This window comes from Agromyces arachidis, assembly GCF_052805135.1.
Window position 1 is genome coordinate 139815 of sequence record NZ_JBRBDK010000005.1, and the last position, 22510, is coordinate 162324.

The following is a 22510-nucleotide window of genomic DNA, read 5'->3' on the forward strand; positions in this document are numbered from 1 at the left end:
TTTGGAGCGCGCGGGCGATCCGGCTATCATCGATCCCGGTACCGTGTCCGAGCGGCCTAAGGTGCAACTCTCGAAAAGTTGTGTGGGTGAAAGCCCACCGTGGGTTCAAATCCCACCGGTACCGCCATCGCTGAAGCCCCTCCTCGCGGAGGGGCTTCAGTCGTCTCACGGCGCCCCGGGCCGGTCGGGCTCGGAGTGGAGTCCGCGCGGCGGCGGGACGACCACCGTCGGGCAGCGCGCGTTCGTGACCATCGCGTGGCTCACCGAGCCGAGGAACATCCGCCGCACCGCCCCGACCTGCCGGGATCCCACGAAGACCGTCGCGAAGCCCTTCGCGCGCCGCAGCAGTGCCGGCGCGGTCGATCCGGAGTCGACGTGCCGCTCGACCGGCAGGTCCGGGTGCCCGGCGAGCGCCGGATCGAGCGCGGCCGCGAGGATCTCCGCGTCGGCGGCGACCTCGTGGGAACGGACGCCGACGTGCACCGCGTGCAGGGCCTCGCCGCGCGCGGCGGCGTAGTCGGCGGCCATGCGGCAGAGGCGCTCGGCCGCCGGCCCGTGATCGACCGCGACCATGACGTCCGCGCGGTCGAGCACGTCGCCGACCGGGATCACCGCGACCGGTCCGGCCGCCGCGCCGGCGAGGCGCGGGCCGAGTCGCGAGCTGTGCCAGTACTCGTCGGTGCGGCCGTTCTCGGCGCCGACCACGACGAGCGTGTCATCGCCGGTGCGGTCGGCGAGCACGTCGCCCGGCTCGCCGAGCACGGCGGCCGCCTCGACCTCCAGGGCGGGATGGTCGTTCCGGAGCCGCTCCGCCCGCTCGGCGACGGCGGCTTCGGCGGCCGCGAGCCGGTCGCGCGTCTCCTCGTCGTCACCCGCGATGCCGGTGTCGTCGACCGCGCGGACGATCCGCAACCGCCGCGCGCCCTCCCGCTGCATCCTCGCCCGTGCCACCGCCCAGGCGAGCGCCGTCTCGGCGGTGTCGCTGCCGTCCCACCCGACCACGGTCGTCTCGTGCATCGCGTCCCCCGTCCTCTCCCTCCAGCCTCATCGCCCCGCCCGTCGCGGTCCGAGGCGAACGTCCCGCGGGCATCCCGTCGCGGAGGCGAACGGTCGCGCTGCCCCGGGAGCGGGCCGCAGTCACCAGGCGTCGCGGGCCGGGGTGCGCGGCCGGCGCGCCGCATCCGGCATCGGCATCTCGGCGCGCAGGCCGAGCAGGCGGATGGCGCGACCGGGCTCGATCCGATCGTGGGCCAGCTCCAGCATCCGCTCGGTGAGTTCGGCGCGGTCGGAGCTCTCCGCGGTCCTCCGCCGGAACGTCTTCGTGACGAAGGGCGCGTACCGCACCTTGAGGCCGAGTGCGATCACAGGGCGACCCTCGGCCGCGATGTCGTCGAGCACGTGCGCCGCGAGCTCGCGGAGCGCCGCCTCGACCTCGGCCGGCTCGGTCAGGTCGTGCTGGAAGGTCGTCTCGCGGCCGTGCCCTCGCGCGACCCGGGGCGCGTCATCGACCACGCGCGTACCCTCACCGCGCCCGAGCTGCCGGTACCACGGCCCCATCCGCGGGCCGAACTCGCCGGCCAGCGCGTCGACGTCGGCCGCGGCGAGCTGCGCGACCGTCTCGATGCCGAGCCCGGCGAGCCGCCGGGACACGCGGCTCCCCACGCCCCAGAGGTCGATCACGGGCCGGTCGCCCATCACCTCGAGCCAGTTGCCCGCGGTGAGGCGGAAGACCCCGGCGGGCTTGCCGAAGCCGGTGGCGACCTTCGCGCGCACGAGCGTGTCGCCGATCCCGACGCTGCAGTGCAGGCGCGTCCGCTCCAGCACGGCGCGCTGCAGGTCGCGGGCGACCGACTCGGGGTCGTCGGTCTCGACGCCGACGAACGCCTCGTCCCAGCCGAGCACCTGCACCGTCGTCCCCGGATGGGCCGCGAGCGTCGCCATGACCTCCTGGGAGACGGCGCGGTAGGCCGGCGCGTCGACCGGCAGGATCACGGCGTCCGGCGCCTTCCGAGCGGCGATGCGCAGCGGCATCCCCGAGCCGACGCCGAACTCCCGCGCCTCGTACGACGCCGTGGAGACGACCGCGCGCTCGGTCGGGTCGCCGCGCCCGCCGACGATGACGGGCCGGCCCGAGAGGTCGGGACGCCTCAGCACCTCGACCGCGGCGATGAACTGGTCGAGGTCGACGTGGAGCACCCAGGAGGCCCGATCCCGCGTCACTGAGCCTGAATAGCGTAGCGGGACACGCGAGCGCAACCACTTGCACACAGGGGTCTCTCAGGAGCACAGTAGTGTCCACTCAAGAGAAGGAGCATCAATGAGTTTCCTCGCTTTCCTCCTCCTCGGCCTCATCGCCGGGGCGATCGCCAAGCTCATCCTCCCGGGCAAGCAGGGCGGCGGATGGCTCATCACCCTGCTGCTGGGCGTCGTCGGCGCCCTGCTGGGTGGATGGCTCGGCAGCGTCCTGTTCGGTGTCGGACTCGAGGAGTTCTGGGACCTGAGCACGTGGCTGCTCGCGATCGGCGGCGCGATCATCGTGCTGCTCATCTACGGTCTCATCGTGAACCGGAAGCGCACCGCCTGATCCCAGTCACGCGGTCCCGAGGGCCCGGTCCGACGCGAGTCGGGCCGGGCCCTCGGCACGTCCGGCGGGGGCCTCGGCTCAGCCGCCCGCGAGCTCGACGAACCGGCGGAGCATCCGCTGCGGTTCGGTGACGGATGCCGCGGCGAGCCGTTCGCTCACCGCGCGCAGCTCCCGCGCCGGGAAGTAGCCGTGGTGGCGGTACACCCGGGCGCGGGCGATGAAGTCCTCGGTCGTGACCTCCGGGTGGAACTGCGTCGCGTAGACGTTCCGCCCGACGCGGTAGACCTGCACGGGGCAGCCCGTCGACCCGGCGAGGTGCACCGCCTCCGAGGGCAGGCGCCCCGTCGCCTCCTTGTGCCCGACGAGGGCCTGGAACCGGTCGGGCAGGGCGCCGAGCAGCGGGTCGGTCCGGCCGGCGTCGGTGAGCGAGATCTCCACGGCCGAGGCGGGCTCGCCGTGGAGCGTGCCCACGTCGCCGCCGAGCACGCGGGTCAGCACGCCGATGCCGTAGCAGGTGAAGAGCACCGGGTGATCCGCCTCGAGCGCCTGCTCGGCCAGGCGCGCCAGGTCGTCCTCGACGCGGCGCTGCACCGGGTGCTTGTGCGCCTCCGGGGTGATGACGTTGTACGGGCTGCCGCCCACGATCACCCCGGCGAACCCCAGGGGCGTCACGCCGCCGAACGACTCGACGTCGAGTCGGTGGTGCTCGAGGCGGCTCGCGTCGAGGCCGGTCGACCGGCGGACGGACTCGTACTCGGGCCCGACGGCCTCGATCTCGGGCCGCACCGACACGAACAGGAACCTCGGGCTCACCGCCGTCGGCCTCCGCGGCGGTCCGGACGGCCCCCGCGGCGCGGAGCCCCGCCCGTGCGGCCCGCGCCCGCGCGGCCGCCCTTGGTCCGTGCGGCTCCGCGCGCCGCCGAGGCGCCCTTCCCGGCCCCCGCCGGTTCCGCCGCGGCGGGTTCGTCCGCGCCGCGGGAGCTGCGCGTCGTGCGGCCGCGGACCACGCCGACGAACTCCTGGATGTCGTCGTCGTCGCGTTCGACCCGCCACACCAGTGCGATGCGCGTCGGCTCGGCGTCGGTCAGCGGGATCGCGACGACGTCGCGGCGGTGGTGGAGGCGGGCGACGCCGTGCGGCACGATCGCGTACCCGGTGCCGGCGGCCACGAGTTCGAGGGTCATCGCCGCATCGGCCTGCTCGGGGGCGCGCGTCTCGCCGGCCAGGTCGGCGAGCTCGAGGGCGTCGGCCTCGGCGAGCGGATGCTCCTTGGGGAGCGCTGCGACGGCGACCTCCTCCCACAGCAGGATGCGGTGCAGCCCGGACTCGTCGATCGGCAGGCGGACGAAGGCGAGGTCGACGTCGCCGGAGCGCAGCCCGTCGAGCTGGGCCGCCTCGTCGACGCGCTCGGCCTCGAGCGGCAGGTCGGGTCGGCGCTCGGCCCACGCGCGCAGCCACTTCGCGGGACTCACGCCCGCGACGTAGTCGAGCCGCAGCGACACGTCAGCCCCCTTCCGCCGCGCCGAGCGGCCCTCTCAGGGTAGTCGGCGCCTGCGGCGCGTGACGAAGCCGACTACCGTGGAGTCGTGAACGAGTCGAAGCCCCGCCCCTCCCAGTCGATGAAGCCCGAGACGGCGGCGAAGAAGCTCGGCATCCTGCTCGACGCCGCGCCCGAGGAGTTCCGCTCCGGCGCGATCACCCGCGACGAGCTCGCGGCGCTGCAGTCCGACCCGCCCGAGTGGCTGGCGACGCTGCGCCGCGAGGGCCCGCACCCGCGCAGCGTCGTCGCGGCCAAGCTGGGCGTGTCGAACTCGGGTCTCGCGCGCGCCGGCGTCGACCAGCCCCTGACGACGGCCGAGATCAAGGCCCTGCTCGAGTCGCCGCCCGCGTGGCTCGTCGAGGAGCGCGCGCGCCAGGCCGGAGTCCGGGCCGAGAAGCGCCGCATCGCCGAGCGCGACGCCGCACGCCGCGAGGCCGGCGGCGGCGGCGGAGGCGGCGCGGGGGTCTAGCCCGCGTCAGGCCGCGTACCGCGCGGCGAGGAACGCGGTCACGTCGCCGAGTTCCCGCTCTGACACCGAGTGCCCCAGTCCCTCGTACACCCGCTGGTCGAGGTCGGCGTGCGCCGGCAGCCATTCCTGCGTGCGGGCGACGGATGCGGCGGGGATGACCTCGTCCTCCGTGCCCCGGCCCCAGAACACCGGACGGGCGAGCTGCGACATCCGCTCGTCGCTCTCGCGTTCGCCGGGCAGCGAGAACCCGGCGAGGCTGACCGCGAACGCGAACCGGTCGGGATCGCGCCGCAGCAGTTCGAGCGCCATCGCCCCGCCCTGCGAGAAGCCCAGCAGCCCCACGGATGCCGCGCCCGGCGCGACGCGATCGAGCCAGTCGATGACGGCCGTGGTCGCCTCGTCGGCGCCCGTCATGGCGAACTCCTCGCCCTGGGCGAGCAGCGGGAACCAGGCGTGCCCGTAGCCGGTGGAGATCGGGGCGCGCAGCGACGCGATCGCCGGCTGGAGCGGCAGGTAGGGGCTCAGCCCGAACAGGTCGCCCTCGTGCGAGTTGTAGCCGTGCAGCAGCACGAGCAGGGGGCGCCCGGCCCGGTCGGCCGGCGATGCCGACCAGAGCACCGCGTCGTCGTCGATCCGCATCGGGGCATCGTACCCCGGCCGCGCGTCGGGTCGCGGTTCCGAGCGGGCGGGGGAGTCGTGGGGCAGAATCGAGGCATGGCCGTGCGCACACCCGACCCGGACTGGAATCCCGGCGACGAGCCCGTCGTGCAGCCGCCCGCGAACCCGGGCTGGCTGAGCGACATCGAGCTCGCGGAGGTGCGCGGGCGCCTGCCGTTGCTGTACGTCGAGGCGGTGCCCGTGCGGGTCGACGGCGTCGGGCAGGTCACCGAGGTCGGCGTGCTCCTGCGCGCCAACGCGGTCGGCGAGATGACCCGCACGCTGGTGTCGGGGCGGGTGATGTACGGCGAGACCATCCGCGACGCGCTGTTCCGCCACCTCGAGAAGGACCTCGGGCCGATGGCGTTCCCGCTGCTGCCGGCGAGCCCGGTGCCCGCGGCCGTGGCCGAGTACTTCCCGCTGCCGGGTATCTCGCCGTTCACCGACGAGCGGCAGCACGCCGTGTCGCTCGCGTTCGTCGTGCCCGTCACGGGCACGTGCGAGCCGCGCCAGGACGCGCTCGAGGTCACCTGGGTGACCCCGCAGGAGGCGGCGGGGGAGGCGTTCGGCGCCGAGATGGAGGGCGGACGCGGCGTGCTGCTCCGACGCGCCCTCGCGTCGGTCGGCGCCCTGCCCTGAGGTCGGCCCGTCCGTCGACGGATGCCGCGGATGCGCGCCTAGCGCACCATCCGCACCTCGTGGATGGTCTCGCCGAGGAACGGCTCGTCGTGCGCGCCGCCGTCGGCCGTGAACCCGTTGCGCTCGTAGAACGCGACCGCGTGCTCGTTCGCCGAGGGCACCCAGAGGTACACCGACGCGTCGCCCACCGTGGCATCGAAGAGCTTCTGCCCGATGCCCTTGCCGTGGTGCGCGTCGAGGAGGTGGATGAAGAACAGCTCGCGCTCGCGCGGCGCGTCGGCGTCGCGCGCCGGACCGGCACCGGCGAAGCCGACGATCTCGCCGTCGACCAGCGCGGCGACGTGCGTGAACTCCTCGCCCTGGCCCATCCAGTGGGTCCACAGCTCGGCCATGCGGCGGGGGGAGAGGTTCGCGAGGGTGGCGGCGTCGACGAGGCTGTCGTAGTCCTCGTGCCAGCACTGCGCGTGCACGCGCCCCAACGCCTCCGCGTCGGAGTCGCGGACGGGACGGATGACGACTTCGGCAACGACCTCGGTGCTCATGCGTGTCAGGCTAACCCGGGCCCCCGTCACCGGCGAAATCGGCGGATGCCGCCGCCGGGCGCCGCCGGATGCCGCCCGCCGGATGCGGAACGGCCCCGCACCCAGGTCGGGGTGCGGGGCCGTCGACGGCGCGGACGCGGACTCAGCCCTGTGCGCGGCGGTTCGTGCGGGTGCCTCGGTTGGGCGAGACCAGGCTGCCCACGCGCAGCGGCGCCTTCTGACCGGAGCGCGCCGATCCGGCGCGGGGCGCGCTCGACGACTGCGCGGCACGGCCCTGCCCGCCGGCCGGGTTCGGCGCGTGCGACTTCGACTCGGCGGGCCGCCCGGAGCGATCCCGGCGCGGCGCGGCCGGCGCGACGTCCGGCTGCCCGCCGCGACCGCGGCCGCGGCTGCGGCGTCCCTGGCCGGCCGGCTGGGGCTCGCCGGCCCGTGCGGCGCGCTTGCGCTGCGCGTTCGCGCCCTGCGAGCGACCGCCGCCCTGGGTCGGCTTCGCCTCCCGGGGGGCGGGCTTGACGTACGGCGCGACCTCGCCGACGAGCTCCGCCACGGCGGGCGAGTCGGCGGTCACCTGCTGCGGCGCGACGCGGATGTCGGCCTTGCGGAGCAGCGTCTTGAGGTCCTGCTTCTGCCCGGGGAGGCAGATCGTGACGACGTCGCCCTCGCTGCCGGCGCGCGCGGTGCGGCCCGAGCGGTGCAGGTACGCCTTGTGCTCCATGGGCGGGTCGACGTGGATGACGAGCTCGACGTTGTCGACGTGCACGCCGCGCGCGGCGACATCCGTGGCCACCATGACCTTGACCGAGCCGTCGCCGAAGGCGGCGAGGTTGCGGTCGCGCTGCGGCTGCGACAGGTTGCCGTGCAGGTCGACCGCGGGGATGCCCTGCTCGGTGAGCTTCTTCGCGAGCTTCTTCGCGTGGTGCTTGGTGCGCATGAAGAGGATGCGACGGCCGGTGCCCGACGCGAGCGTCTTCACGAGCGCGTTCTTCGCGTCGACGTCGTCGATCTCGAACACGTGGTGGGTCATCGCCGCGACGGGCGAGTTGGCCTCGTCGACCGAGTGCAGCACCTCGTTCTGCAGGTAGCGCTTGACCAGCTTGTCGACGCCGTTGTCGAGCGTCGCCGAGAACAGCAGGCGCTGCCCGCCGCGGGGGGTCTTGTCGAGGATGCGCGTCACGACCGGGAGGAAGCCGAGGTCGGCCATGTGGTCGGCCTCGTCGAGCACGGTGATCTCGATCGCGTCGAGCGAGAGGAAGCCCTGCTTCATGAGGTCCTCGAGGCGGCCGGGCGTGGCGACGACGACGTCGACGCCGGCGCGGAGCGCGTCGACCTGCCGCTTCTGGTTGATGCCGCCGAAGATCGTGGTGACCTTCAGGCCGTACGCGGCCGCGAGCGGCTCGAACGTCTGGGTGATCTGCGTCGCGAGCTCGCGGGTCGGCGCGAGCACGAGGCCGAGCGGGCGCCCGGCACGGCGCGAACCGCCGGCGAGCGAGGTGCCGAGGCGCGCGACCATCGGGAGGGCGAAGGCGATCGTCTTGCCCGAGCCGGTCTTGCCGCGGCCGAGCACGTCGCGGCCGGCGAGCGTGTCGGGCAGCGTGTCGGCCTGGATGGGGAAGGGGGTGGTCTTGCCGTCGGCGGCGAGGGCCGCGACGAGGGGGGCGGGCACGCCGAGCGCGCCGAAGGTGAGGTCCGTCAAGGGGGGTCCGTTCGGGATGGCACGGCCGGGCGCGCCGCGGAACGCGGCGGGTGGGCCCGGCGGTGGGAAGTGGCGAAGACGCCGGTCGGCGAATCCGTTCGCCGTATGAAGTCATCGGGCCCTGGGCCCGGGAGCGTGTCTACGACGCAGGCGGCGCGTCCGTCGCGCACGCCGACGACCACCATAGCGGATGCCGCGGGCCCGACCCTGTGCGCGCCCTCAGCGCGGCATCCGCTCGCCCACGGGGATCTCGTCGCGCACCGTGTTCCCGGGCGGCGCGAGCGGGCACGACCACGACGGGTCGTACGCGCACGACGGGTTGTAGGCGAAGTTGAAGTCGACGACGAGCGAGTCGTCGTCGGCGCCGGAGCCGAGGTCGGCGCCCTTGACGGTGTCGAGCAGGTAGCGCCCCCCGCCGTAGGTGCCGCCCGGTTCGCCCGCGAGGCCGTCCTTCACGGGCAGGAACAGGCCGCCGCCGTAGACGGCGAGCCGCCAGACGTCGAGCGTGCCGAGGTAGGGGATGCGCACCGTGCCGACCAGCGAGAACGGGATCGAGCCGTCGGTGGAGCTGTCGACCACCATCCGCTCGGGCTCGTCGGGCCGCCGCACCTCGAGTTCGAACCGCCAGTCGGGGTCGTAGCGCGACACGGTGAGGCCCGTGAAGCGCGCGCGGTCGTCGGGCAGGAGCGGCGACTGCGGGTGCCCGGCGAACAGCTCGTCGCGGCCCGACCGCCACAGCTCGTGACCCTGCGCCGGGTCGTGGGCGCTGAGGTGGCGGACGCCCGCGTAGAGGCCGAACACCCGTCGGCGCCAGTCCGCGAGCTGCAGCGCGCCGAGGCTCGCGGTCATGCGGTGCTCCCCGGACGGGCGACGGATGCCGCCCGCTCGGCGTCGGCCGAGCCCGGGGGGTCGTACGCCCAGGTCCTCGCCAGCTGACGCAGCCGCATGCCGCGATACTGCCAGAACGCCCACGTCGGGTACCAGAGCAGGGGCTCGAGCGCGCCGGCGCTCGCGCGCAGCTGGTCGCGGTAGAGGGTGCGGCCGTCGGGCAGCGGCGAGATCGCCATCCGGTGGTCCCAGTGCCGGAACGCCGCGAGCGGCCCGGACACGGCGCCGCCGCCGTCGCGCAGCATCCGCACCCCGGGGGGAAGCGCGCCGGGATACGACACGTCGATGATCTCCTCGCCCGTCGGCGCGATCCCGAAGGCGAGCGCGCGCAGCCGGTGCGGTCCCTCGGGCCAGGTGGTCGGGAAGCCCTCGCCCTCGAGCGACTCGAAGTCGAGCCACGGGGCGACGACCTCGCGCAGCACGGCCGGGCTGCGGATCGCGCGCCAGGCGGCATCGGCGTCGCAGTCGAGGGTCAGCTTCAGCAGCACGCGCATGCGACGAGGCTAGGGGCGCCGGATGCCGTGGCCAAGCGTCCTCGCCGGATTCCCGGCCGTCGCTCGGCGGGCTCCCTGCGGTCTCCCGCCCGCTGGCATCCCGGGGTGCCTAGACTCGCCGCATGGGCGGTCTCGAGTGGGCGATCCCGTCGCTGGTGGTGTTCGGCGCCGCCGCGCTGGCGCTCGCGGCGGGCGTCGTCGCGCTCCGCCGCGCCGGGGCACGTCGCGAGACGGCGGATCGGACCGCGTCCCGCGAGCTCGAGACGCGGGCGAAGTCGCGGCTCGTGCGCGCCGACGAGGCGGTTCGCGACGCCGAGCAGGAGGTCCGGTTCGCCGAGGCCCAGTTCGGGGCCGAGACCGCCAGGGAGCTCGAGGAGACGGTCGAACGCGCGCGGGCCTGGCTGCGCGAGGCCTTCCTGCTGCAGCAGCGGCTCGACGACGAGAACGTCGATTCGGCGGCGCAGCGCCGCTCCTGGAGCACCCGGATCGGGTCGCTGTGCGATTCGATCGATCGAGCGCTCGGCGGGGTGGATGCCGCGCTCGCGGGCCGTCGTGCCGCCGAGCGCGGCGCCGTCGCCGACGCGCCAGCCGTGCGCGAGCGACTGCACCGCCTGCGCGCGCGGCGATCGGATGCCGCGACCGCGCTCGAGCGGCTCGGCACGCGATTCGACGCGGCGGCGCTCGCGAGCGCCCAGGGCGCCGCGACGCGGGCCGACCGCGGGCTCGCCGCGGCCGCCGCCGCGCTGGACGACGCCGAGGCGGACCTCGCCGCCCCCGGCCGCCCGGCCGCCGCGGCGATCGGGCGCGCCGCGCACCTGCTCGACCTCGTCGACGTCGAGCTCACCGCGATCGAGCGGGCCGAGCCCGACCTGGACTCAGCGGCGCGCGAGGCGTCCTCGGCGGCCGCGGCGCTGGATGCCGACCTCCTCGCCGCGCGCCGCGAACGCGATGCGGTCACCGATCCGGATGCCGCGGCCGCGCTCGCCGCCGTGATCGGCGAGCTCTCGCCGCTGCTCGTCGGGCGCGACGCGCGGGCGGGGGACCCCTTCGCCGAGCGCGACCGGCTGCGCGCGGCGCGCGACCGGCTCGAGGTCGCGCGATCCGAGGCGCGCCGGGCCGAGGACCGGCTGGAGGGCGCCCGCGGCGCCCTGCCCGGCGCGCTCGCGATCGCGGAGAGCCAGATCGCCGTCGCCCGGGCGGCGATGGAGCGCGCGCGGGCGTTCGCGGGCGCCGACGCCCGCACGCGCCTGGCCGAGGCCGAGCGGCAGCTGGGCATCGCCCGCCGCGACGCCGATCCGGTCGCCGCGCTCGACGCGGCCCGCCGCGCGGCCGCGCGCGCCGGCGACGCCGAGGCGCTCGCGCACTACGCGGCGCTCCATCGCTGACGCCGCTCGCGGCGCGCGCCTACTTGCCGCCCGAGACGCGGATGTCGGCGCCGGTGACGTACGACGCGTCGGTGGAGAGCAGGTACGCGACCGCGCCGGCAACCTCGTGCGGCTCCCCGGCCCGGCCCATCGGGATGCCGGCCGCGCGCTCCTCGGGCGCGTCGGGCCGGCCGGCCGCGGCGTGGATCTCGGTGCGCGTCGTGCCGGGCGAGACGGTGTTCACGCGCACGCCGGCCCGCGCGAACTCCTTCGCGAGCCCCAGCGTCATCGCGTTGAGCGCCGCCTTGCTCGCCGCGTAGTGGATGTACGTGTCGGGCGCCCCGTGGGTGGCCGCGCCCGACGAGACGTTGACGACGGCCCCGCCCGTCCCGCCGAGGTCGGTCGACATGTGCGCGATCGCGGCCCGGCACAGGGCCATCGGCGCCAGCACGTTCACGCGGAACACCAGGTCGGCCTCCTCCATCGGCATCTCGAGGAACGGCCCGATCCGGCCCGTGATGCCGGCGTTGTTCACGAGCCCGGTGACCCGCCCGAAGCGGCGCACCGCCTCGGCGACCACCTCGGCGCACGCGTCGAGGTCGGCCTGGTCGAGCTGCAGCACCTCGACGCGGGCTCCCGCGGCGCGGCATCCGTCGGCCACCCGCTCGACGTCGTCGCGCCGTGCGCGGTAGGTCAGCACCAGGTCGTGCCCGTCCCCGGCGAGCCGCTCGGCGATCGCGGCGCCGATGCCCCGGCCCCCGCCGGTGATGATCGTCACGGGCCGTTCGTCGACATTCGAGGTCATGCACCCACCCTACGAGCGCGGCGTTCGCGTAGCCTGACGCGGTGAGCGAGACCATCCGGGCCGCGGCGGAGACCGCGGCGCAGGCGACGTACCAGGTGCGGTTCGACCAGGGCCTCGACGGCGTCCGACGCATCGCCGGCGACGCGCAGGTCGTCGTGTGGGTGGACCAGACGACGGATGCCGCCGGGCCGTCCCCGTCCGGGTCGCCGGTCCCGCCGGCAGTGCTCGAGGCCGCGCCCGCGGACGCCGCCGTCCTCGTCGCGGGCCTTCGCGACGCCGCCGCGGTCGCCGCCTGGATCCTCGCCGAGCAGGAGCGCCTGGGCCGTCGCGCCTACCTGGCCGTCATCGCCGCGGGCCGTGCCGACGGCGGGTTCCCGGCGGACGACGTGCTCGCGGCGGGCGCGGTCGTCGACGCCCTCATCGGCCTCGGCATCGACCACACCTCGCCGGAGGCCGCCGTCGCGTCGGCCGCCTACGCGGGACTGCGTCGCGCGGTCGCGCACCTCGCGACCGCGTCGGCGGCCGGTCGCGAGGCGATCGCGGGCGGGGCCGACCCGGCCGTGCTGCGACGCGACGCCGCTCCCGATGGGGCCGCGACGCCTCGCGTCGTCCGCGCCGCCGCGCCGGCCTAGGCCGCGGTGAGCTCGGCCCGGCCCGACTTCCGGGCGCGGTGGGCGCGCACCTTGGCGCGGTTGCCGCAGCGCTGCATGGAGCACCAGCGGCGGCTCGCGGCGCGCGACGTGTCGAGGTAGACGATGCCGCAGTCGCCCGCGCAGACCCGCACCCGGCCGGCGTTCGCCGGGCCGAAGCAGTCCACCGCGTCGCGCGCGATGGTCGAGAGCGCCTGCCCGACGGTCTGGACCGAGCGGCCCGCCTGGCGCGACCCGCCGTCGAGGGTGGGCGGGATGTCGGGCGTGGCCGCGTAGAGGTTCACGACGTCGACGTCGGCGGCCCGCAGTTCCTCGCCGCGGCCGGCGGCCAGCGCGAGGCGGGCGATGGCGTCGCGGAGCGCGACGGCGTCGAACAGGTCGCGCGAGCGGGCGGAGGCGACCGTCATCGGGAAGCGCTCGCGCATCCACGCCGACAGGTCGTCGGGCGCGTGGAGCCGCTCGGGGGAGACGGCGACGGGCAGGCCGCCGGTGTAGGCGAAGTCGAGCGCGAACGAGCCGGAGTCGAACCACCACCGCCCGCTGTCGTCGGTGAACCACTGGCCGACGGGGATGGACACGGTCGAGACGGGCACCGCACCAATGTACCCGCAGGCACGAACGACGTGCGTCTCGATCCGGTGACGGATGCCGCGCGCGACATGCAGCGCGCGAGCCGACGCCCGCGACCGCGCCCGGTCACTCCGCTGCGGCGCTCGCCGCGGCGCGGCGCATGGAGCCGGTGATCTCGCGCCGGCGCCACACGATGAGGTTGGCCCGGTCGAAGCCGCGCCGGCAGAGCCCGCAGCTGAGCGGCCGCGTCGGCCGGCGGTAGCGGAAGTGCTCGTGGCCGCGCGGACAGAGCCCCACCCACGTCGCGAGTTCGTGGGCGACGGCCCCGTCGTGCGTGCGGCGGCCCACGTACCCGATCGAGGCGGCGATCCGCGCCCACTTCGGGCCGTGTCCCGCGCGCGGGCCGGCCATGGCGTGCGCCACCTCGTGCAGGAGGATCTGGTGGATCTCGTCGTCGTCGTAGCGGGCGGCGAGGTACCGGGAGACCGAGATGCGGCGGTCGGTGTAGTTGCAGAGGCCGGCTCGCTTCTTCGCGTTGTCGAACCCGAAGCTCCAGACGGCAGGGTCGAGGTGCAGGGCGATGAGCGACTCAGCCCAGACCCGAACTCGTCCGAGATCCGCCATGCGATCGACCCTAGCCCGGGAACGGCCGGTCGCACCCGATCGGGGTGCCCCTCGTCCGGGGGACGGTCAGCCCTGGTCCTCGACGCGGATGCGCAGCAGGCGATCGTCTCCGTCCCGCGGCGAGCCGCGGCCGTCGGTGTTGTTGGTGAGGGCCCACACCTCGCCCTCGGGTCCGGCGACGACGTCGCGGAAGCGCCCGTACTCGCCCGCATATGCGTCGACCACCTCGGTCGGCGAGCCGGTCGCGGGGGAGGCCCACCACAGGCGCTCGCCGCGCAGCGCGGCGAGGACGACGGTGTCGCCGACGACGGCGATCCCGCTCGGGCTCGCCTCGCCGGTGGGCCATTGCACCGCCGGGTCGAGGAACCGCGGATCGTCGGCGCGGCCCTCCGCCTCCGGCCATCCGTAGTCGCCGCCGGGGACGATGCGGTTCAGCTCGTCCCAGGTGTTCTGCCCGAACTCGGCGGCCCACATGCCGCCCGCGGCATCCCATGCGATGCCCTGCACGTTGCGGTGGCCGTACGACCACACGAGGGAGCCGAACGGGTTGCCGGGCGCGACCTCGCCGTCGGGCGTCGCGCGGAGGATCTTGCCGCCCAGCGAGTCGAGGTCCTGCGAGGCCGAGCGGTCGCCCGCGTCGCCGGTGGTGATGTAGAGGAACCCGTCGGGCCCGACGGCGAGGCGGCCGCCGTTGTGGTTGCCGCCGCGGGGGATGCCCGTGACGATCGGCTCGGGATCGCCGAGGTCGAGGGAGCCGGCGCTGCCGCCGACCGGCATCCGCACCACCCGGTTGTCGTCGTCCGTCGAGAGGTACGCGTACAGCGCGTCGCCGCCCTCGCCGTCGCCGGGCAGGTGGGCGAGTCCGAGGAGCCCGCCCTCGCCGCCGGCGACGACGCCCGGCACCGTCCCCGCCGTTCGCAGCCGGCCGTCGGCGAGCACCTCGACGATCCGGCCGGAGTCGCGCTCGCTCACGAGCACGCCGCCGTCGGGCAGGCGCACCACCGACCACGGCGCGTCCAGGCCCTCCGCGATGACCTCCGGCCTGCCGGCGGGGGCCACCGCGGGCGGGCGCGAAGCCGGTGCGCCGGTGGGGATCGGGACGGCGGTGGCGGACGGCGGGTTCACGACCGGCCCCGACCCCTGGCCCGTCGCGCACCCGGCGAGCAGGGCGACCGACGCCGCCGCGGCGAGGACCCGTGCCCGCATGCCACCTCCTCCGACCAGTCTGCGCGAGGCGGCGGCAGAATGGGAGCATGCAGCGGTCCATCGACCTCAACGCGGATCTCGGCGAGGGATACGGCTCCTGGCGCATGGGCGACGACGAGGCCATGTTCCCGCTCGTCACGAGTGCCAACGTCGCGTGCGGCTTCCACGCCGGCGACCCGCGCACGATGGACCGGAGCGCGCGGCTCGCGGTGGCGCACGGCGTGGCGCTCGGCGCGCATCCGGGCTACCGCGACCGCTCCGGCTTCGGTCGCCGCGAGCTCGCGGTGCCCGCCGACGAGATCGCGGCGGAGGTCGTCTACCAGCTCGGCGCGCTCGTGGCGGTGGCCGGGGCGGCGGGCGCCGCCGTGCGATACGTCAAGGCCCACGGCGCGCTGTACCACCGCCTCGACGCCGACCGGGCCGCGGCCGTCGCGGTGGCCGACGCGATCGCCGCGTTCGACCCGGGGATGGCCCTGCTCGGTCCGCCCGCGGGCGAGCTCGAGCGCGCGGCGGGCGAGGCGGGGCTCCGCTACGCGCGCGAGGCGTTCATCGACCGGGCCTACCTCGCCGACGGCCGCCTCGTGCCCCGGACCGAGGCCGGCGCGGTGGTGCACGAGGCCGGCGCCGCGGTCGACCGTGCGCTCGAGCTGGCCGAGACCGGCGGGGTCGCCGCGCACGACGGCGAGCGCGTCGAGCTGCGGCCCGACTCGCTCTGCCTCCACGGCGACACCCCGGGCGCGGTCGGGCTGGCGCGCGCGGTCCGCGCCGCGCTCGACGCCGCCGGCCACGAGCTCCGGCCCTTCGCATGAGCCGTCCGGCGCGACTGCTCCCGTCCGGCCACGGGGCGCTGCTCGTCGAGACGGAGACGCTGGCCGACGTGATCGCGCTGCACGATGCACTCGCCGCGACCGCGCCCGACGGCGTGATCGAGCTGGTCCCCGCCGCCCGGACCCTGCTCGTCGCCCTCGACCCGTCGCGACTGCCGCTCGAGGCCGCCGCGACGTGGGTGCGTCGCACGGCCGCGGCGGCCCCGGCCGCGGTCGCGCCCGCCGTGCCGGACGCCGAACGGGTCGTCGTGCCGGTCGACTACCGCGGCGACGACCTGGCCGCGACGGCCGCGATGCTCGACGTGTCGCCGGAGCACCTCGTGGCCCGGCACACGGGCACGTCGTGGCGCGTCGCGTTCATCGGCTTCGCGCCGGGCTTCGCCTACCTCGTCGCCGACGAGTGGCCGTTCGACGTGCCGCGCCTCGACGTGGCGCGCACACGGGTGCCCGCGGGCGCGGTCGGCCTCGCCGCGGGGTTCTCCGGTGCGTACCCGCGGGAGAGCCCCGGCGGTTGGCGCCTCATCGGCCGGACCGAGGTGGCGCTGTGGGACCCCGCCGCCGATTCCCCGGCGCTGCTCTCGCCCGGCCGCATCGTGCGCTTCACGGCGGTGACGCCGTGACGGCCCTGCGCGTCGAGGCCGTCGGCGGCCCGGTGCTGGTGCAGGACCTCGGCAGGCCGGGACTGGCGCGGCTCGGGGTGTCGTCGTCCGGCGCGCTCGACCGCGGGGCGATGGCGCTCGCGAACCGGCTGGTCGGCAATCCCGACGCCGCCGCCGGCCTCGAGGTCGTGCTGGGCGGCCTCCGCACGGTCGCCGACGCCGACGTGTGGGTCGCGGTCGCGGGGGCATGGGGTCCGGTCCGCATCGCGGGTCGCGACGCCTGGCCGTATCGCGCCCACCGCGTGCGCGCCGGCGACCCGCTCGAGCTGGGTCCGGCGATCCGGGGCCTCCGGTACGTCCTCGCCGTCCGAGGCGGCATCGACGAGCCGCCCGTGCTCGGCTCCCGCAGCCGCGACACCCTCGCCGCGCTCGGTCCCGAGCCCGTCGAGGCCGGGCGGCTGCTGCGGGTCGGAGCCGAGCCCGCGGCATCCGTGCCCCTGCTCGACGACGACGCGGCGCACCCGCCGACGACCGGGCCCGTGACGCTGGGGCTCCTCCCGGGCCCGCGCGCCGACTGGCTGACGGAGGCCGCGGCGCTGGCGCTGTACGACTCGCGGTGGCGGCTGTCGCCGTCGTCGAACCGGATCGGCGCGCGCCTCGAGGGGCCGCCGCTCGACCGGCGGGTCACGACCGAGCTGCCGAGCGAGCCGACCGTGCTCGGCGGCATCCAGGTCACCGGGGCCGGCGTCCCGACCGTGCTGCTCGCGGACCGCCCCGTCACCGGCGGGTATCCGGTCGTCGCGATCGTCGACCCCGCCTCGCTCGGCCTGCTCGCCCAGGCGCGGCCGGGGCAAGAGGTCCGGTTCCGCCACGCCCGCTGAGCCGCGGCCTACCGCTTGGCGAGGAAGACCGAGCGCGAGGGCGGCGGGGACGGCACGGCCGTGGCATCCGTCGCCACCGGCGCCCCGGCCACGAACCGGTCGAGCTCATCGCCCTCGACGAGCTTGGCGGGCGCCGGATCGCTCGCGAGGCGGCGCGGCATGGCGTCGAACGGGAGGGGATCGTGCGAGGCGAACATCACGACGTTGCCGAAGCGCCGCCCCTTCAGCATGCCGGTGTCGGCCGCGATCGCGACGTGCTCGTACACGTGCGCCAGCGTCGCGGCCTGCGACCGAGCGAACGCGAGTCCGGCGCCGTCGGCGACGTTCACGGCCACGATGCCCCCCGGCGCGAGCCGAGGCGCGATGAGCGCGTGGAACTCGGCGCTCGTGACGTGGGCCGGGGTCCGGGCGCCGGAGAAGATGTCGACCACCACCAGGTCGACGGTGCCGGTCAGCCCGGGCGGCAGCTTGGCGACCACCTCGCGGGCGTCGCCGTGCCGGACCCGCACCTGCGCGCCGCGGGGGAGCGGCAGCTGCCCGCGGACGAGGTCGACGAGGTCGGACTCGAGCTCGACGACCTGCTGGCGCGACCCGGGGCGGGTCGCGATCACGTAGCGCGGCAGGGTGAACGCGCCGCCGCCGAGGTGCACCGCGGTGATCGGCTCGCCGGCGGGACGGACGAGGTCGACCGCGTGGCCGATGCGCCGCACGTACTCGAAGCCGAGCCACTCCGGGTCCTCGAGGTCGACGTGCGACTGCGGCGTGCCGTCGACGTAGAGCGTCCAGGCGCCGGGCCGCGTCCGCGACTCCTCGAGGCGCGCGACGTGGCCGCTCACGGCGAGGCGTCGTTCCAGTTCCGGCACGGATGCCACGCTACCGCCGCCGGCTCAGCATGCGCCCCACAGCACGGCGTCGAGGCGAGCCCCCTCGAGCACCTCGGCGGGGAACGGACCCGCCGCTCGCAGCCGTTCGCGGAGCCGGCCGGGGATCGCCGGCCCCGCGACGATGACGGCGTTGCCCTCCTCGGCGCCCGACAGCACCGACGGCGGCCCGGCGACCAGGAGCTCGGCATCGGGGTCGGCACGGGCGATCGCCCGGACCTGCGCCGCGAGCCTCGGCCCGCCCGCCCCGTCGGCGACGTTCACGACCAGCGCGCCCCCGGGTGCGAGCAGCGCGAGGCAGGCGCCGAGGAACGCGGGCTCGTCGACGAAGTCGGGTGCGTCGAGCTTCGTGTAGAGGTCGACGATGACGAGGTCGAAGCGCGTCGGCCGGGCGGCCAGGCGCACGACGGCATCGCGGGCGTCGGCGACGTCGACGTCGATCCGTGCGTGCTCCGGCAGCGGCATCCGCTCGGTCACGAGCCCGACGACCCGGGCGTCGGCCTCCACCACCACCTGCTCCGAGTCGGGTCGCGTCGCGGCGACGTACCGCGCGAGGCTCATCGCGCCGCCGCCGAGGTGCAGCACGCGGATCGGCGCACCGGGATCGGCCACGGCATCGACCGCGTGCCCGATGCGGCGAACGTACTCGAAGAACAGCCGGGTCGGGTCGCCGGCGTCGACGTGGGACTGCGCGGCGCCGTCGACGAGCAGCGTGAAGCCCGTCGACGAGAACACGTCGGGCTCGAACTCGATGACCGGCTCCACGGGGGCATCGTCGCACGTCTCCGGGCGGCCCGGCCAGATGTCGATCGGGGCTCCGACCGGCCCTTCGGTCGCGGTCGAAGCTGGGTTATACCCGAGATTCCCGGAGAGGTCAAGATTCGACTGGACATGGCGCGTCCGGCGTTCTATGCTTGACCTTTGCGCTCCCAGACCCACTATGCCTTCATATTGCGGTCGGCTTCTGCGTGTCGGGCCTCCCGGCATCCGCACTTCGTCTGAGGGGTCAACTCCAACCACCACCGACAGTGAACCGGCCCCCGAGGGGGCCATGGAGGTCATTTCCTTGGCTGCTGCGCGCAATGCGACCACGCCCACCCCCAAGAACGGACGCGGTGCAAGCCGCCTCTCGTTCGCGAAGGTCACCGACACCCTCACCGTACCGGATCTGCTCGCCCTGCAGACCGAGAGCTTCGACTGGCTCGTCGGCAACGACGCGTGGAAGGCACGCGTCGAGGCCGCCGTCGAGGAGGGTCGTCAGGACCTGCCCGAGACCACCGGCCTCGAGGAGATCTTCGAGGAGATCTCGCCGATCGAGGACCTCGGCGAGACCATGCAGCTCTCGTTCACCAACCCCGAGCTCGAGCCGCCGAAGTACACCATCGACGAGTGCAAGGAGAAGGGCAAGACCTACTCCGCTCCGCTGTACGTCAACGCGGAGTTCATGAACCACCTCACCGGTGAGATCAAGACCCAGACGGTCTTCATGGGCGACTTCCCGCTCATGACCCCCAAGGGCACGTTCGTCATCAACGGCACCGAGCGCGTCGTCGTCTCGCAGCTCGTCCGTTCGCCCGGCGTCTACTTCGAGCGCACCCCCGACAAGACCTCCGACAAGGACATCTACTCGGCGCGCGTCATCCCCAGCCGCGGCGCGTGGCTCGAGTTCGAGGTCGACAAGCGCGACCAGGTCGGCGTGCGCATCGACCGCAAGCGCAAGCAGTCGGTCACCGTCTTCCTGAAGGCCCTCGGCCTCACCTCCGAGGAGATCCTCGAGGAGTTCGCCGGCTACGAGTCGATCGCGATGACCCTCGAGAAGGACAACATCCTCACGAAGGAGGAGGCGCTCAAGGACATCTACCGCAAGCTCCGTCCGGGCGAGCAGGTCGCCGCCGAGGCCGCGCGTGCGCTCCTCGACAACTTCTACTTCAACCCGAAGCGCTACGACCTCGCCAAGGTCGGCCGGTACAAGATCAACCAGAAGCTCGGCCTCGAGGCCCCGCTGACGGACTCGGTGCTGACGGTGCAGGACATCGTCGCCACGATCAAGTACCTCGTCGCCCTGCACGAGGACCGTCCCACGCTCCCCGGCCGCCGCGGCGGCAAGGACGTGGAGATCCGCCTCGACGTCGACGACATCGACAACTTCGGCAACCGCCGCATCCGCGCCGTCGGCGAGCTGATCCAGAACCAGGTCCGCACCGGCCTCTCGCGCATGGAGCGCGTGGTCCGCGAGCGCATGACCACGCAGGACATCGAGGCGATCACGCCGCAGACCCTGATCAACGTGCGACCGGTCGTCGCCGCGATCAAGGAGTTCTTCGGCACCTCGCAGCTGTCGCAGTTCATGGACCAGAACAACCCGCTGGCCGGCCTCACGCACAAGCGCCGCCTCTCGGCGCTCGGCCCCGGCGGCCTCTCGCGCGACCGCGCGGGCGTCGAGGTCCGCGACGTCCACCCCTCGCACTACGGCCGCATGTGCCCGATCGAGACCCCGGAAGGCCCGAACATCGGCCTCATCGGATCGCTCGCGTCGTTCGCGCGCATCAACTCGTTCGGCTTCATCGAGACGCCGTACCGCCGGGTCGAGAACGGCAAGGTCACCGACCGCATCGACTACCTCACGGCGATGGAGGAGGACGACTTCATCGTCGCCCAGGCCAACGCGCCGCTGAAGGCCGACGGCCACTTCGTCGAGGACCGCGTGCTCGCCCGCAAGAAGGGCGGCGAGGTCGACCTCTTCCCCGCCGACGAGATCGGCTACATGGACGTCTCGCCGCGCCAGATGGTGTCGGTGGCGACCTCGCTCATCCCGTTCCTCGAGCACGACGACGCGAACCGCGCCCTCATGGGCGCGAACATGCAGCGTCAGGCCGTGCCGCTGCTGCGCAGCGACTCGCCCTACGTCGGCACGGGCATGGAGGGCTACGCCGCCGTCGACGCCGGTGACGTGATCACGGCCGACAAGTCCGGCGTGGTCGCCGAGGTCTCGGCCGACGCGGTCACCCTGCAGCTCGACGAGGGCGGCACGCAGACCTACTACCTGCGCAAGTTCGACCGCTCGAACCAGGGCACGTCGTACAACAACCGCGTCGTCGTCTCCGCCGGCGAGCGCGTCGAGGCCGGCGAGGTCATCGCCGACGGTCCCGCGACCGACGACGGCGAGCTCGCGCTCGGCAAGAACCTCCTCGTGGCGTTCATGCCGTGGGAGGGCCACAACTTCGAGGACGCGATCATCCTCAGCCAGAACCTGGTGAAGGACGACGTCCTCTCCTCGATCCACATCGAGGAGTACGAGGTCGACGCCCGCGACACCAAGCTCGGCAAGGAGGAGATCACCCGCGACCTCCCCAACGTCAGCCCCGACCTGCTCGCCGACCTCGACGAGCGCGGCATCATCCGCATCGGCGCCGAGGTCCGCCCCGGCGACATCCTGGTCGGCAAGGTCACGCCGAAGGGCGAGACCGAGCTGTCGGCCGAGGAGCGCCTGCTCCGCGCGATCTTCAACGAGAAGAGCCGCGAGGTGCGCGACACCTCCCTGAAGGTGCCCCACGGCGAGCAGGGCACGATCATCGGCGTCAAGGTGTTCGACGCGCAGGACGGCGACGACGAGCTCGGCTCGGGCGTCAACCAGCGCGTGGTCGTCTACATCGCCCAGAAGCGCAAGATCACCGAGGGCGACAAGCTCGCCGGCCGCCACGGCAACAAGGGCGTCATCTCGAAGATCCTGCCGGTCGAGGACATGCCGTTCCTCGCCGACGGCACGCCGGTCGACGTCATCCTGAACCCGCTCGGCATCCCCGGTCGAATGAACTTCGGCCAGGTGCTCGAGACCCACCTCGGCTGGGTCGCCAAGCAGGGCTGGAAGGTCGAGGGCAACCCCGAGTGGGCCAAGCGCCTGCCCGAGGTCGCCCGCGAGGCCGCCCCCGGCACCAAGGTCGCGACCCCGGTGTTCGACGGCGCGCTCGAGGAGGAGATCGCGGGTCTGCTCGACTCGACCCTCCCGAACCGCGACGGCGAGCGCCTGATCGACTCGAGCGGCAAGACGCAGCTGTTCGACGGTCGCTCGGGCGAGCCCTTCCCGTACCCCGTGTCGGTGGGCTATATGTACATCCTGAAGCTGCACCACCTCGTCGACGACAAGATCCACGCGCGTTCGACGGGCCCGTACTCGATGATCACCCAGCAGCCGCTCGGTGGTAAGGCGCAGTTCGGTGGCCAGCGCTTCGGTGAGATGGAGGTGTGGGCCCTCGAGGCCTACGGCGCCGCGTACGCGCTGCAGGAGCTCCTCACGATCAAGTCCGATGACATCCTCGGCCGCGTCAAGGTGTACGAGGCCATCGTCAAGGGCGAGAACATCCAGGAGCCCGGCATCCCCGAGTCCTTCAAGGTGCTCATGAAGGAGATGCAGTCGCTCTGCCTGAACGTCGAGGTGCTCTCGGCCGACGGCACCGCGGTCAGCCTCCGCGACACCGACGACGAGGCCTTCCGCGCCGCGGAGGAGCTCGGCATCAACATCTCCGCGCGCTTCGAGTCGTCGAACATCGACGAGATCTGATCCGCCAGGTACGAGAAGACTTCAGGAATCTAGGAGAGA

The 22510-nt window shown here is 74.4% G+C and carries 24 protein-coding genes and 1 tRNA gene; 10 read left to right on the forward strand and 15 right to left on the reverse strand.

Translation table 11 applies throughout. The annotated features are described in order from the left end of the window. Positions 1-37: 37 nt before the first annotated feature. Positions 38-127 (forward strand) — tRNA-Ser (locus ACUY4T_RS08785). 38 nt (positions 128-165) lie between these two features. Here ACUY4T_RS08785 and ACUY4T_RS08790 read toward each other — a convergent pair. Both ACUY4T_RS08790 and ACUY4T_RS08795 read right to left on the reverse strand, forming a co-directional pair. Beyond that, positions 166-1017, reverse strand: a complete 852-nt coding sequence (locus tag ACUY4T_RS08790; RefSeq protein ID WP_446018558.1) for a universal stress protein — start codon at positions 1015-1017, stop codon at positions 166-168. Positions 1018-1137: 120 nt separating this feature from the next. Continuing rightward, entirely contained in the window at positions 1138-2220 is a 1083-nt protein-coding gene (locus tag ACUY4T_RS08795) for a DNA polymerase IV (protein WP_446018559.1), read from the reverse strand. A gap of 97 nt (positions 2221-2317) precedes the next feature. On the opposite strand from ACUY4T_RS08795, the gene ACUY4T_RS08800 reads away from it, so the two are divergent. Further along, the gene (locus ACUY4T_RS08800) at positions 2318-2584 is read left to right on the forward strand and encodes a GlsB/YeaQ/YmgE family stress response membrane protein (protein WP_446018560.1); all 267 of its coding nucleotides are present in this window, start codon (positions 2318-2320) and stop codon (positions 2582-2584) included. Positions 2585-2662: 78 nt separating this feature from the next. Here ACUY4T_RS08800 and ACUY4T_RS08805 read toward each other — a convergent pair whose 3' ends face one another. Then, positions 2663-3397, reverse strand: a complete 735-nt coding sequence (locus ACUY4T_RS08805; protein WP_446018561.1) for a glutamine amidotransferase — start codon at positions 3395-3397, stop codon at positions 2663-2665. Then, a complete protein-coding gene (locus ACUY4T_RS08810; protein WP_446018562.1) occupies positions 3394-4086 on the reverse strand; it encodes a LysR family substrate-binding domain-containing protein in 693 nt (230 codons plus the stop codon). The genes ACUY4T_RS08805 and ACUY4T_RS08810 overlap by 4 nt, the downstream gene beginning before the upstream one ends. A 117-nt stretch (positions 4087-4203) precedes the next feature. Between ACUY4T_RS08810 and ACUY4T_RS08815 the strand changes: the two genes are divergently transcribed. Continuing rightward, entirely contained in the window at positions 4204-4593 is a 390-nt protein-coding gene (locus ACUY4T_RS08815; protein ID WP_446018689.1) for a DUF5997 family protein, read from the forward strand. 6 nt (positions 4594-4599) lie between these two features. Here the strand turns inward: ACUY4T_RS08815 and ACUY4T_RS08820 are convergent, their stop codons facing one another. Continuing rightward, positions 4600-5232, reverse strand: a complete 633-nt coding sequence (locus tag ACUY4T_RS08820) for an alpha/beta hydrolase (RefSeq protein ID WP_446018563.1) — start codon at positions 5230-5232, stop codon at positions 4600-4602. A gap of 75 nt (positions 5233-5307) precedes the next feature. Here ACUY4T_RS08820 and ACUY4T_RS08825 point away from each other — a divergent pair, with 75 nt between their 5' ends. Beyond that, positions 5308-5889 carry an NUDIX hydrolase family protein gene (locus ACUY4T_RS08825; protein ID WP_446018564.1) on the forward strand — a complete coding sequence of 194 codons (582 nt, stop codon included), beginning with the start codon at positions 5308-5310 and terminating at the stop codon, positions 5887-5889. A 38-nt stretch (positions 5890-5927) separates the two neighbouring features. Here ACUY4T_RS08825 and ACUY4T_RS08830 read toward each other — a convergent pair whose 3' ends face one another. The 4 genes from ACUY4T_RS08830 to ACUY4T_RS08845 all read right to left on the reverse strand — a co-directional run bounded on the left by ACUY4T_RS08830 (position 5928) and on the right by ACUY4T_RS08845 (position 9506). After that, positions 5928-6431, reverse strand: coding sequence for a GNAT family N-acetyltransferase (locus tag ACUY4T_RS08830; RefSeq protein WP_446018565.1), 504 nt, complete (start codon positions 6429-6431; stop codon positions 5928-5930). Positions 6432-6573: 142 nt separating this feature from the next. Continuing rightward, entirely contained in the window at positions 6574-8124 is a 1551-nt protein-coding gene (locus ACUY4T_RS08835) for a DEAD/DEAH box helicase (RefSeq protein WP_446018566.1), read from the reverse strand. Between the two features lie 219 nt (positions 8125-8343). Continuing rightward, positions 8344-8973 carry a DUF1684 domain-containing protein gene (locus ACUY4T_RS08840; RefSeq protein ID WP_446018567.1) on the reverse strand — a complete coding sequence of 210 codons (630 nt, stop codon included), beginning with the start codon at positions 8971-8973 and terminating at the stop codon, positions 8344-8346. Then, positions 8970-9506, reverse strand: coding sequence for a hypothetical protein (locus ACUY4T_RS08845; protein ID WP_446018568.1), 537 nt, complete (start codon positions 9504-9506; stop codon positions 8970-8972). Before ACUY4T_RS08845 ends, ACUY4T_RS08840 begins: the two co-directional genes overlap by 4 nt. A 122-nt stretch (positions 9507-9628) precedes the next feature. Here ACUY4T_RS08845 and ACUY4T_RS08850 point away from each other — a divergent pair, with 122 nt between their 5' ends. Beyond that, positions 9629-10891, forward strand: a complete 1263-nt coding sequence (locus ACUY4T_RS08850) for a coiled-coil domain-containing protein (protein ID WP_446018569.1) — start codon at positions 9629-9631, stop codon at positions 10889-10891. 19 nt (positions 10892-10910) lie between these two features. Here ACUY4T_RS08850 and ACUY4T_RS08855 read toward each other — a convergent pair whose 3' ends face one another. After that, a complete protein-coding gene (locus ACUY4T_RS08855; RefSeq protein ID WP_446018570.1) occupies positions 10911-11675 on the reverse strand; it encodes an SDR family NAD(P)-dependent oxidoreductase in 765 nt (254 codons plus the stop codon). A 41-nt stretch (positions 11676-11716) separates the two neighbouring features. On the opposite strand from ACUY4T_RS08855, the gene ACUY4T_RS08860 reads away from it, so the two are divergent. Beyond that, the gene (locus ACUY4T_RS08860; RefSeq protein WP_446018571.1) at positions 11717-12307 is read left to right on the forward strand and encodes a 2-phosphosulfolactate phosphatase; all 591 of its coding nucleotides are present in this window, start codon (positions 11717-11719) and stop codon (positions 12305-12307) included. On the opposite strand, the gene ACUY4T_RS08865 is transcribed toward ACUY4T_RS08860, so the two are convergent. The 3 genes from ACUY4T_RS08865 to ACUY4T_RS08875 form a co-directional block, all read right to left on the reverse strand. Continuing rightward, positions 12304-12918 carry a CGNR zinc finger domain-containing protein gene (locus ACUY4T_RS08865; protein ID WP_446018572.1) on the reverse strand — a complete coding sequence of 205 codons (615 nt, stop codon included), beginning with the start codon at positions 12916-12918 and terminating at the stop codon, positions 12304-12306. The genes ACUY4T_RS08860 and ACUY4T_RS08865 overlap by 4 nt on opposite strands. Before the next feature lie 103 nt (positions 12919-13021). Continuing rightward, a complete protein-coding gene (locus ACUY4T_RS08870) occupies positions 13022-13519 on the reverse strand; it encodes a SprT-like domain-containing protein (RefSeq protein ID WP_446018573.1) in 498 nt (165 codons plus the stop codon). A gap of 66 nt (positions 13520-13585) precedes the next feature. Then, positions 13586-14725 carry a PQQ-dependent sugar dehydrogenase gene (locus ACUY4T_RS08875; RefSeq protein WP_446018574.1) on the reverse strand — a complete coding sequence of 380 codons (1140 nt, stop codon included), beginning with the start codon at positions 14723-14725 and terminating at the stop codon, positions 13586-13588. 47 nt (positions 14726-14772) lie between these two features. Here ACUY4T_RS08875 and ACUY4T_RS08880 point away from each other — a divergent pair, with 47 nt between their 5' ends. The 3 genes from ACUY4T_RS08880 to ACUY4T_RS08890 are packed head-to-tail and all read left to right on the forward strand — an operon-like array spanning position 14773 to position 17032. Next, positions 14773-15534, forward strand: coding sequence for a LamB/YcsF family protein (locus ACUY4T_RS08880; RefSeq protein WP_446018575.1), 762 nt, complete (start codon positions 14773-14775; stop codon positions 15532-15534). Beyond that, on the forward strand, positions 15531-16172 hold the full coding sequence (locus ACUY4T_RS08885) for a 5-oxoprolinase subunit B family protein (protein ID WP_446018576.1): 642 nt from the start codon (positions 15531-15533) through the stop codon (positions 16170-16172). Before ACUY4T_RS08880 ends, ACUY4T_RS08885 begins: the two co-directional genes overlap by 4 nt. Then, positions 16169-17032, forward strand: a complete 864-nt coding sequence (locus tag ACUY4T_RS08890) for a 5-oxoprolinase subunit C family protein (protein ID WP_446018577.1) — start codon at positions 16169-16171, stop codon at positions 17030-17032. Before ACUY4T_RS08885 ends, ACUY4T_RS08890 begins: the two co-directional genes overlap by 4 nt. A gap of 8 nt (positions 17033-17040) precedes the next feature. On the opposite strand, the gene ACUY4T_RS08895 is transcribed toward ACUY4T_RS08890, so the two are convergent. Beyond that, the gene (locus tag ACUY4T_RS08895; RefSeq protein ID WP_446018578.1) at positions 17041-17895 is read right to left on the reverse strand and encodes a spermidine synthase; all 855 of its coding nucleotides are present in this window, start codon (positions 17893-17895) and stop codon (positions 17041-17043) included. Positions 17896-17919: 24 nt separating this feature from the next. Beyond that, a complete protein-coding gene (locus tag ACUY4T_RS08900; RefSeq protein ID WP_446018579.1) occupies positions 17920-18678 on the reverse strand; it encodes a spermidine synthase in 759 nt (252 codons plus the stop codon). A gap of 301 nt (positions 18679-18979) precedes the next feature. On the opposite strand from ACUY4T_RS08900, the gene rpoB reads away from it, so the two are divergent. Next, complete coding sequence (rpoB, locus tag ACUY4T_RS08905) at positions 18980-22471, forward strand: DNA-directed RNA polymerase subunit beta (protein ID WP_446018580.1); 3492 nt, start codon at positions 18980-18982, stop codon at positions 22469-22471. Positions 22472-22510 lie beyond the last annotated feature (39 nt).